Annotated in this window: 10 protein-coding genes and 1 pseudogene; 8 read left to right on the forward strand and 3 right to left on the reverse strand. The window is 73.1% G+C overall.

The genetic code is table 11. From position 1 onward, the window contains the following. Window positions 1–93: 93 nt before the first annotated feature. Together ACFV57_RS11820 and ACFV57_RS11825 are read right to left on the reverse strand one after the other, a co-directional pair. Window positions 94–771, reverse strand: a complete 678-nt coding sequence (locus ACFV57_RS11820; protein WP_385229015.1) for a rhomboid-like protein — start codon at window positions 769–771, stop codon at window positions 94–96. Then, the gene (locus ACFV57_RS11825) at window positions 768–1,823 is read right to left on the reverse strand and encodes an Lrp/AsnC family transcriptional regulator (protein WP_385229062.1); all 1,056 of its coding nucleotides are present in this window, start codon (window positions 1,821–1,823) and stop codon (window positions 768–770) included. The genes ACFV57_RS11820 and ACFV57_RS11825 overlap by 4 nt, the downstream gene beginning before the upstream one ends. A 119-nt stretch (window positions 1,824–1,942) precedes the next feature. Between ACFV57_RS11825 and ACFV57_RS11830 the strand changes: the two genes are divergently transcribed. Then, a complete protein-coding gene (locus ACFV57_RS11830; RefSeq protein ID WP_385229018.1) occupies window positions 1,943–3,490 on the forward strand; it encodes an MFS transporter in 1,548 nt (515 codons plus the stop codon). Window positions 3,491–3,781: 291 nt separating this feature from the next. After that, window positions 3,782–4,732: pseudogene (locus ACFV57_RS11835) on the forward strand (LysR substrate-binding domain-containing protein); the annotation flags it as partial. A 223-nt stretch (window positions 4,733–4,955) separates the two neighbouring features. Here ACFV57_RS11835 and ACFV57_RS11840 read toward each other — a convergent pair. Beyond that, entirely contained in the window at window positions 4,956–5,780 is an 825-nt protein-coding gene (locus ACFV57_RS11840; protein ID WP_385229021.1) for a MerR family transcriptional regulator, read from the reverse strand. Window positions 5,781–6,108: 328 nt separating this feature from the next. Here ACFV57_RS11840 and ACFV57_RS11845 point away from each other — a divergent pair, with 328 nt between their 5' ends. From ACFV57_RS11845 to ACFV57_RS11870, 6 genes are all read left to right on the forward strand, one after another. After that, the gene (locus tag ACFV57_RS11845; RefSeq protein WP_385229024.1) at window positions 6,109–6,426 is read left to right on the forward strand and encodes an SAV_915 family protein; all 318 of its coding nucleotides are present in this window, start codon (window positions 6,109–6,111) and stop codon (window positions 6,424–6,426) included. 19 nt (window positions 6,427–6,445) lie between these two features. Continuing rightward, window positions 6,446–7,801, forward strand: coding sequence for a diaminopimelate decarboxylase (gene lysA, locus ACFV57_RS11850; protein ID WP_385229027.1), 1,356 nt, complete (start codon window positions 6,446–6,448; stop codon window positions 7,799–7,801). A gap of 170 nt (window positions 7,802–7,971) precedes the next feature. Next, window positions 7,972–8,682, forward strand: coding sequence for a FadR/GntR family transcriptional regulator (locus ACFV57_RS11855; RefSeq protein WP_385229029.1), 711 nt, complete (start codon window positions 7,972–7,974; stop codon window positions 8,680–8,682). Window positions 8,683–8,931: 249 nt separating this feature from the next. Then, complete coding sequence (locus tag ACFV57_RS11860; protein ID WP_385229032.1) at window positions 8,932–10,212, forward strand: CynX/NimT family MFS transporter; 1,281 nt, start codon at window positions 8,932–8,934, stop codon at window positions 10,210–10,212. Between the two features lie 189 nt (window positions 10,213–10,401). Next, on the forward strand, window positions 10,402–10,635 hold the full coding sequence (locus ACFV57_RS11865) for a winged helix-turn-helix domain-containing protein (protein WP_385229035.1): 234 nt from the start codon (window positions 10,402–10,404) through the stop codon (window positions 10,633–10,635). 120 nt (window positions 10,636–10,755) lie between these two features. Then, window positions 10,756–11,208, forward strand: coding sequence for a VOC family protein (locus tag ACFV57_RS11870; RefSeq protein ID WP_385229038.1), 453 nt, complete (start codon window positions 10,756–10,758; stop codon window positions 11,206–11,208). Window positions 11,209–11,518: the final 310 nt, after the last annotated feature.

Below are 11,518 nucleotides of genomic sequence, written 5' to 3' on the forward strand. Positions count from 1 at the left end.
TCGACGGCTGTACAGGGTCTGAGCCCTCGACACGGGCGTTCAGTTCGAAGAGTCGACGTCGCGCGGGCGGCCCGTGCGTACCTCCTCGGCGGCTCAGCGATCCGGCGGAGGACGTACGGGAGTTGCGTTCCGGTCCGCGGTCCCTGCCCCGCCCGCATCCGGGGTCAGGGGCCAGGCGACGAGACCAAGGGTGAGCGCGATGGCGTGGCCGAAGTCGGTGAACGTGGCGCCCGACAGGAGCGGGATGCCGAAGAAGCCGAGGACCGCCGCGAGGTAGAGGTAGCGCCAGGGTGGCGGCAGCCGGTAGGTGAGCAGGCCGGCTGCCGCCGCCAGGCCGTACGAGACGCCGATGTCGACGACGTGCGTCATGGAGCGGGGCAGCCGGTGGCCTTCGATGGCGAGGAGGACCAGTTCCTGGCTGGCGAGCGTGGCGGCGATGTGGGCGACGCCGACGGTCAGCAGCCAGCGCCAGGTCCCCAGCCACCGTTCGACGTTGGCGTGCACGAGCTCGAAGAGGACCGCGTAGAGGAGGAAGGAGGACGGCTTCTCGATCCAGAAGCCGCTGATGAGGAGGGAGGTGACGGGGTGCCGGTTCAGTTCGTGGATGTTGCTGCTGGTGCGGTGGAGGAGGAAGTGCTCCAGTCCCTCGCTGGCGCCGGCGATCACCAGGCTGGTGACCCCGATGATCAGCAACCAGATGTGGGTGCCGGGCGCGGCCCGTACCCAGGCGGCCACCCGGTCGGCGGGCGCGGCGGGGAGCACGGGCCTCATCGCGCACGGCCCGAGGGCGAGGCTGTGGTGATCGGTCCGGAGGCGAGGCGGCTGTAGCCGTGCGGTCCGGCTCCTTTGAGTCGGCGGATCAGTGGGGACGACTCCATGTTCCGGACGGCGGGCAGCGCCGCGATCCGGGTGGTCAGGTACGTGTAGAGGGCGCGCACGTCCGCGCACAGGACCGACGCGAAGAGGTTGGAGGGGCCGGTGGTGGCGCAGGCGAAGGCCACTTCGGGGTGCTGGGCCAACGCGGTGCCGGTGGCCGCGAGTTCGCTGGGCGCGACGGAGAGCCAGAGGGAGACCATGACGCCGAGCCCGAAGTGCCGGGCGTCGTAGTCGACGTCGTAGTAGAGGACGCCGTCGGCGCGCAGTTCGGCCAGGCGGCGGCGCACGGTGGACTGGGACCAGCCGGTGACCGCGGCCAGTTCGGCGAGGCCGGCGCGGCCGTCCTCGGCGAGGACGCCCAGCAGCCGGCGGTCGGCGTCGGTGAGCGTGACGGACTCCGCCCGCCCGGGAGGGGACACGGCCCGCCCGTCGGCCGCCGCGGACGCCGGGTGGCGCAGCCGTGCGGCCTGTTCCTCGGTCAGCGCGCCGGACTTGTTGACCAGCCCGAGCTGGCCGCCGAAGAACTCGTGCACCATGCAGTGCGCGGTGACGCCGACCACGCTCGGCGTCCGCGGCAGCTTCTGGAGGAGGAGCGCGTCGCTGTCCCGGCTGCCCGCGGAGCGGCAGACGGCGCCGATCTCGGTGCCGCCGGACATCAGGCACACCCAGGACGTGTCGGGCCGCCGGGCCAGCGCCTCGGCGACGGCGACGGCCGCGTCGGGCGTGCACTGGACCCGTACGATCCATTCGATCTCGCCGAGGGCGGCCGGGTCGGTGAGCCCCATGACCTTGATCAGTCCCGCGCCGCGCAGCCGCCCGTAGCGGCGGGCGACGGTCTGGTCCGAGACGCCGAGAACCTCGGCGATACGGCTGAAGGGCGCCCGGCCGTCGAGCTGGAGGGCGTGGATCAGACTGCGGTCCAGGTCGTCGAAACCGTCGGTTTTCACCATGCAAGGCTAGCTTGTGTCGGATTGTGTCGCGCGGGACGCCGTGGCTGGGAGAGTCGGGGGGCCGGATCGGACGCTTGTGCGACGGAACTCCACGACACCGACCACAGAGGTTCTTGATGCATAACGGGCGGAGCAAATGGTGGCCACTGGTCGCCATCACCCTGGGTAACTTCATGTTGCTCGTCGACGTCACGATCGTGAACACCGCGCTGCCGCGGATAGCCGACGGCCTGGACGCCTCCTTCACCTCCCTGCAATGGGTGATGGACATCTACGCGCTGGCGCTGGCCGCGCTCCTGATGGTGGCCGGTTCGGCGGCCGACCTGATGGGACGCCGCAAGCTGTACCTGGCGGGGCTCGGGCTCTTCGCGCTGGCCTCGCTCGCCTGCGGGCTGGCGCCCGACGAGGGCGTGCTGATCGCCGCCCGCGCGGTGCAGGGCGCGGGTGCGGCGGCCATGTTCGCCACCAACACGCCGCTGCTGATGGCCGCGTACCAGGGCCGGGACCGGGGCGTGGCCTTCGGCATCTGGGGCGGTACGAGCGGTGCCGCGGCGGCGGTCGGTCCGGTGCTGGGCGGCGTGCTGACCCAGTACGTGGACTGGCGGGCGATCTTCCTGGTCAACCTGCCGCTGACGGCGGTGGCGGTCTGGATCACCCTGCGGTCGGTCCAGGAGTCGCACGGCGACCGCACGGCGCGCATCGACTGGCCGGGCGCCGGCGCGTTCACCGTGTGCGCGGGCGCACTGACGTACGGGCTGATGCGCGGCGGTGAGGAGGGCTGGACGGAGTCCGGCACCCTGCTGTCGCTGGCGGTGGCCCTGCTGGCGCTGATCGTCTTCGTGGTCGTGGAGCGCCGTACGGACCGGCCGCTGCTGGACCTGCAGCTGCTGCGGCGCCCGTCCTTCGCCGTCCTCATGGCGGCCGCGCTGCTCCTCCAGGCCGCGGCGTTCCCGTACCTGACGTACGTGGGCCTGTGGGTGCAGAACATCCTGGGTCTGAGCCCGGTGATGGGCGGCGTCGCGGTGCTGCCGATGGCGGTGGCGTCGATGGCCGTGGGCATGTTCGGCGGCCGGTTCCTGCACCGGCTGGCGCCGCAGCTGCCCATCGGCATCGGCCTCCTGCTGATCGGCGCCGGCCCGCTGCTGCACGTCCTGCTGCTGAACGACGACTCCGGCTGGGGCGTCCTCGTGCCGGGCCTGCTCATCAGCGGTCTCGGCATCGGCATGGCCATGCCGGTGCTGGTGTCGGCGGCGCTCGGCGCGGCCCCGCCGCAGCGTGCCGGCATGGCCAGCGGCGCGGTGAACACCTTCCGCCAGCTCGGCTACGCGCTCGGCATCGCGATCCTCGGGACGGTCTTCGCGCAGGGCCTGCGCTCCGCGGGCGCGCACGCGACGCCCGGCGTCGGATACGTCCACGGCCTGACCCGGGTGTCGCTGGTCGCGGGCGTGGTGGCGGTGGCGGCGGGCCTGCTGGTGCTGGCCGTCGTACGCCACCGGGACGCGGACCGGGCGGCTCCGGCCGCTGCCGGTACGGCGGGCCGGGCGGCGAGCGGTGGCGCGGGCGCGGAAGCGCGCGAGGTATCGGGCACGGAAGCGCACGAGGGCGCGGCCGGGGCGGCCGCGGGTGACGGCCGGGGCCGGGAGGACGAGCCCGTCGGCGCCTGACGGAGGTGAAAGGCGGGCCGTACGGCTCAGTTCGTACGGCCCGGTACTGCGGCGACTCGTCGGGGACGCCACGGCGGCCCGTACGGCGAAGCACTACAGCGGCTCGTACGGCGAGGTCCACGGCGACCTCGCCCCGGGGGCCGGCCCATACCGGGTCGGCCCCCGGAACCGTACGGCGCCGTAGCCGGTTCCGGGTGGCCGCCCTGGGCCCTGCACCGATCCTCCTCGTGCCCGCACATCCAAGTCAATCCTCGGGTTTCCTTCCAAACGCCTTAGCCATACCTTGGGTTGGTGACCCTCGACGATCTGCGTGCCTTCGTCGCCGTCTGCGACGCGGGCAGCCTCAGCGCCGTCGCCCGCGACCTGGGCTGCACACAGTCCGCGGTGAGCCAGCGCGTCAAACGGCTCGAACGCGAGGCGGGCATCGCCCTGTTGGAGCGGCGGCCGCGCGGTGTGGCACCCACCCAGGCCGGCCGCATCCTCCACCGTGCCGCGACCGGCTCCCTGACCGAACTGGACCTGGCCCTGCGCCGCCTGGCCGATCTGCGTCACGGTGACGGCGGTACGCTCCGGATCACCACGGGCGCGACGACCGTACGGCACTTCATGTCGGCGGCGGTGGTCGCCTTCCGCGCGCGCCACCCGCGCGTCGACCTCGAATTCCAGACCGAGAACTCCAGCCGGCGCTGCTTCGAGGCGCTGGCCGACGGCACCGCCGAACTGGCCTGGATCACCATCGGCCCGCCCGTACGCGGCATCGAGCAGCACCCGGTGCTGGAACTGCCGTGGGTGCTCGCCGTAAGGTCCGGCGACCCGCTCGCCGGACGCGACCGCATCGAACCCGGTGAGCTGTCGGGCGGACGGTCCGGCATCCGGCACATCCGGCTGCCGGAGAACTCCGTCTCCCGTAAGCGGCTCGACGGCCATCTGAGCCGGCCGGGAGCGGAGCCGGGCCCCGCGGCCGTGGCCGTCGGGGGGCCGGGCGCCGCCGCCGCGTCCGGCAGCTCCACCAGCGTGGCCGACTGGGACACCGCGATCCTGCTGGCGGAACTGGGCGTCGGGCACGCGGTGGTGCCGGACCTGCCGGGCTGGCGGGGCGCCGGGCACCCGGCACTGCGGCTGATCCCGATACCCGGGCTGCCGCCGCTGGCCATCGGCTGGGCGGTACGGCAGTGGGCGGCGCTGAGCCCGGTGGCGGTGGAGTTCGCCGAGACGGTGAACGGTTCGCTCGGTGCGGGGACGAGGCCGGGTCCCGAGTCGGGTCCGGAGCCGGATACGGGGTCGGGGCCGGATACGGGGTCGGGGTCGGATACAGGGTCGGGGTCGGATACGGCCTCCGGTACGGGCGCAAGGCCTCGGACCGTACGCGCCACGGGCGTTGAAGCACACGCGCATCCGTGCGCCCCTTCGTGCGCCGGCGCATTGGAGGGCGCACGGATTCGCGTGGGCCCACACCGGGACGGACTCACTCCGTGGTGATCGGCTCCTGCAGTTCGGTCACCCACCGCTCACGGTCCTCGGGACACTCCAGCGTCAGTTCCCGCGGGTACCCGGCGGAGCGGTAGGGACTGTCGTCGAGCCAGCGGGCCAGCGTCTGTGCGGTGGGCAGCACCCGCTCCATGGGGCCGCGGTGCACCACCGTGGCCGCCTGCCCGATCGCCGGGAGGTCGACGACCGCGAAGTCGTGGGCCGGCCGCGGAGCGGTCGCGACGACCACCGCCGCGTGCACCATGATGCGGTCCCCGCCCTCCGGCGCGTCCTCGTAGTACGCGATCCCCGGGCCCGACGGCTCGACGCCCGCGGCGGCCAGCCTCCGGAACAGTTCGTCGTACAGCGGCCGGATGACCGGCCCGACGTGCTCGGGGCCGAAGCTCGCCGCGGTGTCGGTCAGTTCGGCGACCCGTACCGCCTCGACGCGCTTGACCACCACCTCGTCGGCGGCCATCCGCCCCTCGTCCTCGATCGTCCGCAGCCTCGCCTCGACCCGGGCCAGGCGGGCGCCCGCGGCCGTGACCGCGGCCGCCAGTTCGGCCCGGCGTAGCCGCAGCATGCCGCGCAGTTCCGCCGCGCTCACCTGCTCGTCCAGGATGGCCGCCACCTGCTGGAGGCTGAAGCCGAGGTCCTTGAGGGCGATGATGCGGTTGAGGCGGGCGAGCTGCCCGGCCTCGTAGCGGCGGTAGCCGGTGACCGGGTCCGTACAGGCCGGGCGCAGCAGTCCGATGGCGTCGTAGTGGCGCAGCATACGGGCCGACACGCGGCCGTGGCCCGCGAACTCTCCGATGGTGAACATGACGTCTCCCAGTGCAGGGCTTGCCACAGTGTGAAGGTCAAGGGGGCGGGCCGGTGTCCGAGGCGATCCTCGTGGATACCGGGCGGCGGTGTGCCGCGATTGGACATATGCCCGGGCGTAGGGACGGGCCCGCGCCGGGGCTCGCGGCCTTCCTGTGCACCGGTGCGTGCGCCGGAGCACCAGCATTGCGTCAAGGGGCGTCCACGGGCCGTCAATGATGCGTCAGTACGCCGCCGAGCGCATGCCGCTAGGGGCATAGCGTCGAGGAGGAGCCCCGGCACTTCTCTTCTCACCGGTCCGGGGCCAGTCCTGTGCGAGGAGCAACGCCGTGTCCCAGCAGCACCTGTACGCGGAAGATCCCGAACCTGCCGAACCCGTCCCGGCCGGACCCCTGTTCGTCCCCGTCCGGCCGGGCCCCGCGGGCTGTACGGCCCGCCTGTTCCGCACCCCGCTCGGCGGCCGTACCGCCGTCGGCTTCACCTCCCCGCAGCGGCTCGCCGCGGCGCTCGGCTCCGACCAGCCGTGGATCCGGCTCGCCGAGCCCGCGCTGCGCGCCCTCGCCGAACCGCTCGGCGCCGCCGTCCTGACCGTGGACCCGCGCCTCGCCCCCGGTACCCCCCGTACGCCGCTGCTGCGGGCCGTCTGAGAAGGGGCGTACGACCACCATGACCGTGACGACCACGACACCGCCGCGAGCCGCCGGGCAGCAGCACGGCCGCCGTCCCGCCGACCTCGCCGTATGGCCCGCCTCGACCGCCGAACTGCCCGACGACGACCTCGCCGTCGGCGGCGTGCCCCTCACCGAACTCGCCGCGCGCTTCGGCACCCCCGCGTACGTCCTGGACGAGGCCGAGGTACGCGCCCGCTGCCGTGCCTACCTGCGCGCCTTCCCCGATTCCGACGTCCTGTACGCGGCCAAGGCGTTCCTGTGCCGCGCCATGGCCCACTGGGTGCGGGAGGAGGGCCTGGGCCTGGACGTCTGCTCCGCGGGCGAACTGGAACTCGCTGTCACCACCGGCTTCCCGACCGACCGGATCGTGCTGCACGGCAACGCCAAGAGCCCCGAGGACCTGCGGACCGCGCTGCGCCTGGGCGTCGGCCGCATCGTCATCGACAGCACCTCGGAGATCGCCCGGCTCGCCGCCGCAGTGCCCCCCGGCACCCGGCAGCAGGTACTCGTACGGGTGGTGCCGGGAATCGCCGCCGGCGGGCACGCCAAGATCCGTACGGGAACCGACGACCAGAAGTTCGGCCTGTCCCTGGCCGACGGCTCGGCGCAGCACGCCATCACCAGGATTCTGGGCCAGCCGCGGCTGCAACTGGTCGGGCTGCACTGCCACCTGGGCTCGCAGATCACCACCGTAAAACCGTTCCTGTCGGCCGTACGGCGGCTGGTGGGGCTGCTGGCCCGTATCCACGAGCAGCACGGGGTGACGCTGCCGCAGCTGGACATCGGGGGCGGCCACGGCGTCGCCTACCGGCCCGGCGAGGACAGCATGGACATCGCGGCACTCGGCGCCAAGGTACGGGCGGAGCTGGCCGGCGGCTGCGCGGCGGCCGGACTGCCGGTGCCCCGCCTGACCGTCGAACCGGGCCGGGCCATCGCGGGCCCGTCGGGCGTCGCCCTGTACCGGGTGCTGTCCGTCAAGCGGACCGGCGAGCACACCTTCGTCGCCGTCGACGGCGGGATGAGCGACAACCCGCGGCCCGCGCTGTACGGGGTGCGCTACGCGCCCCGGCTGGTCGGGCGGCGGTCGTCCGCCGCGCCCACGCCGGTGAGCGTGGTGGGCCGGCACTGCGAGGCAGGCGACGTGCTCGCGGCCGGCGTGCTCCTGCCCAGTGACGTACGGCCCGGCGACCTGATCGCCGTGCCGGTGGCGGGCGCGTACCACCTGTCCATGGCCTCCGGCTACAACCTGGTGGGCCGCCCGCCGGTGGTCGCCGTCGCGGACGGGCACGCGCGGGTCCTCGTACGGCGGGAGTCCTTGGCGGACATCCAGGAGCGCGACATCGGTCTGTGACCGCGATGTCGGTCCGTGACCGGGACCGCGGGAGCGGTCCGCGGGAAGGGTGCGGTGTGCACGGAGACCAGAACTCCGTGCATACTGCACTCAACAGTTGTAGGATGACTGGGCAACCGGGCGAATACGGCCCACCATCCCCGCCCCCGTACCGGACCGAGGAGACGCGCATGGCGCTGCAGGCAGCGGGACGACAGTCCCTCGTGGACACCGTCGTCGACGCCCTGCGCGCCCAGCTGGCCGCCGGCACCTGGCCGGTGGGCGAGCGCATCCCCACCGAGCACGCACTGGCCGAACAGCTCCAGGTCGGCCGCAACACCGTCCGCGAGGCCGTACGGGTCCTCGTGCACGCCGGCATGTTGCGCTCCCGGCAGGGCGAGGGCACCTTCGTCCTCTCCCAGGCCGACCCGGGCGACATCATGCGCGGCGTCCAGCGGGCCGGGGTCCGGGACGTACTGGAGCTGCGCATCGCCCTGGAGGCGGAGGCCGCCCGACTGGCGGCGCAGCGGCACCGTCCGGACGACCTGGAGCGGATGCGCGCCGCGCTGGACGCGCAGGCCGCCCTGGAGGCCGCCGACGGGCGGCCCTTCGGCGGCGACCTGGAGCTGTACGCCGATCACGACGTCGCCTTCCACCGGGCCGTCGTGGAGGCCGCCCACAACAACGCCCTGACCGCGACGTACGGCTGGTTCAGCAGTTCCGTGCGCGAGGCGCTGGTCTCCTCGCTCGGCGACGAGCAGATGCCGCGGATCGTGCACGGCGACCACCGGGCCGTCCTGGACGCGATCGCCTCCGGCGATCCGGAGGCCGCGGAGAAAGCCGCCCGCGCGCTGCTGGAGCCGCCGAAACGGGCGGTGGAGAAGCTGCTCGCGGAGCGTTGAGCGGGCCGCCGCGGCGCCGGTGAGTACGGGGCGGACGCGCCCCGCCGTACGGAGCGGCAGCCCCACCCGGCCGGCGCGGAGCGGCAGCTCAACCGTACGGATCGGCAGCCCAGCCGTACGCCCACTCGTACCGCCGCCGAAACGTTCCTTCCCCGCGCGTCACGGTTCGCCCGGAGCCACGCCCTCCGCGTACGCCCGCCATCCCCACCCACACCCCCCACGACCCCGAGCAAGGAGAGTCACCCACCCATGTCAGCGACCCGGCCCGAAGCACCACTGATCGACGCCGAGGAGGACCTGGCCCCGGCCCCGCCGGTCGTCGCGGCCCGCCGCCGGCTGCGCGCGCACCCGGTCCTGGTCCTGCTCGGCATCGTGCTCGCCTCCCTGAACATGCGCGCCGCGCTGGCCGGCGTCTCACCGCTGGTGAGCGAGATCGGCGACCACTTCCACCTGGCCGCGACCGCGAGCAGCCTGGTGACGACCATCCCGCTGGTCTTCATGGGCCTCGGCTCGATCGCCGCGCCGCGGCTGGCCCGGCGCTGGGGCACCGAGACGGTGCTGTGCGGCGCGCTGGTGCTGCTGTGCGGCGGCATCCTGCTGCGCATCGCGCCGCCGGTGGTCGCGCTGTTCGTGGGGTGCGCGGTGGTCGGTACGTCCATCGCGCTGCTGAACGTCCTGATGCCCGGTCTGATCAAGCGGGACTTCCCCGAGAAGGCCGCGGGCATGACTGCCCTGTACTCGACGGCGATGATCCTGGGCGCCACCGTCTCGGCGGCCTCCGCCGTGCCGCTGGAGAACGCGCTGGGCGGCTGGCAGGGCTCGCTGGCCTCGTGGGCGCTGCTGGCCGCGGTCGCCGCCGCCGTCTGGATTCCGCAGGCGCTGATCGCGCGGCGCGGTACCCACCACGGCCAGTCCGCCGCGACGCCGGCGCACGCCACCGAGGACGGGCCCAAGCTGACCCGCTCCCCGCTGGCCTGGCAGGTCACGCTCTTCATGGGATCGCAGTCGCTGATCGCGTACGTGATGATCGCCTGGATGCCGACGATCTTCACCGACCACGGCATGAGCAAGGCCACGGCCGGGCTGGTCTTCGCCTTCAGCACCCTGGTGCAGATGGTCGGTTCGTTCGTGGTGCCGATGCTCGCCGGACGGATGCGGCGGCAGCGGCTGCTGGCCGTCGGCGTCACCGTCCTGATGGCCTGCGGCATCGTCGGCCTCCTCGTGGCCCCGGTGGCGGGCGCCTGGGTCTGGGCCGTACTCCTGGGCATCGGCCAGGGCGGCGCACTCGGCCTGGCGCTGACGATGATGGTGCTGCGCTCCGGCGACGCACACACCGCCGCCCGCCTCTCGGGCATGGCCCAGACCTGGGGCTACCTGCTCGCCGCCGCCGGCCCCCTGGTACTCGGCGCGGTCCACCAGGCCACACACGGCTGGACCGTCCCGATCGTGCTGCTGCTGGCCGTCTGCGCGGGCCTGATCCTGCTGGGCATGGGCGCGGGGCGCGATCGACGGATCGGGGCGGCGGGGTAACGGCCGCCCACTCCGCCTGGCGAGCGCTGCCGGAGATCCCTAAGGGGTCCGGCAGCGCTCGTTGCGTACGGTCGCCTTCCGGCCCGGCGGCTGCCTGCTGGCTGACTGGCCGGCTGGCTCGCTGACTGACTTGCTAACTAAGTCGGTATCTCGATAGCAGACTGGGTGAATCCGTCGCACGCTGACCAGGTGCAGATCGACAGAGCCCTACCGCACTGGCCGCAAGTCGCAGCGGAGATCCGGCGGCGCATCCAGGACGGCACCTATCGCGCCGGGAAACGCCTCCCGGGCACGGTGGCGATTGCCGCCGAGTTCGACGTGTCCCAGTCGACGGCCACCCGCGCCGTGGCCAGTCTCCGCGCCGAAGGGCTCGTGTACGTGGTGAGCGGCCGCGGATACTTCGTTGCCGACCGGGCCAACTGACGCGAACCGAACGGAGTTCGACGAACGGCCGCAGCGGTCGCGCACGTCGCCGTGGCGCCACCCGACCGGCCTCCTGCTCGGTGCGGGGCGGTTGTCAGTGGTGGTCGGTATAACTTCCCCATGGCACTGACGTGGAAGTTGGTCATCGACAGTACGAACGCGCCCGTCCTCGCGGACTTCTGGGCCGCCGCCCTGGAGTACGAGGTGGAGGACCCCAGCGCGCTCGTAGGGCAGCTGCTGGCCGCCGGGCACCTCCGCGAGGAGGCGGTTATCGAGCACTGCGGCCGTAAGACGTTCCGTGGTTACGCGGCGATACGCCACCCCGACGACCCGTTCGACGAGACCAGCGGCGTCGGGCGGGGGCGGCGGCTGCTCTTCCAGGATGTGCCCGAGGGCAAGGCGGGCAAGAACCGCCTGCACATAGACGTACACAGCGAATCCGGCGGCCTCGACGCGCTGGTGACCCGCCTGGAAGACCTGGGGGCGACCCGCGTCCGCGAGGTCGACCAGGGGCCTGCCGGGCACTGGTGGATCATGCACGATCCGGAGGGGAACGAGTTCTGCGCGGCGTAGACGGGGCGGGGAAAACCGGGGCGGGAAACCGGGACGTGAAAGCGGGGGCGTGAAGCCAAGTCGTGTAGCCAGGCCGTTCGTCGGGCTGCTCGTAGGTCGGGCACGCGCCTCGGCCTGGGAACGCGGGAGGCCCGGCCGCCCATCAGGCGATGCCGTTGGTTAATTCGGGTCTTGGCGTGACGTCGGCTTCCGAGACCCGGTTGTGGTCTTGGAAGCGACGTTGTTGTGTGGGGAGGGTGTCGGGTGTCGATGCGGCCGGAGGAGCCTGGAGAGGTTCCGGCGGAGACGGTGCGGGTGGCACGGGCGGCCT

This window comes from Streptomyces sp. NPDC059788 (genome assembly GCF_042732265.1).
Classification (GTDB): Bacteria; Actinomycetota; Actinomycetes; order Streptomycetales; family Streptomycetaceae; genus Streptomyces.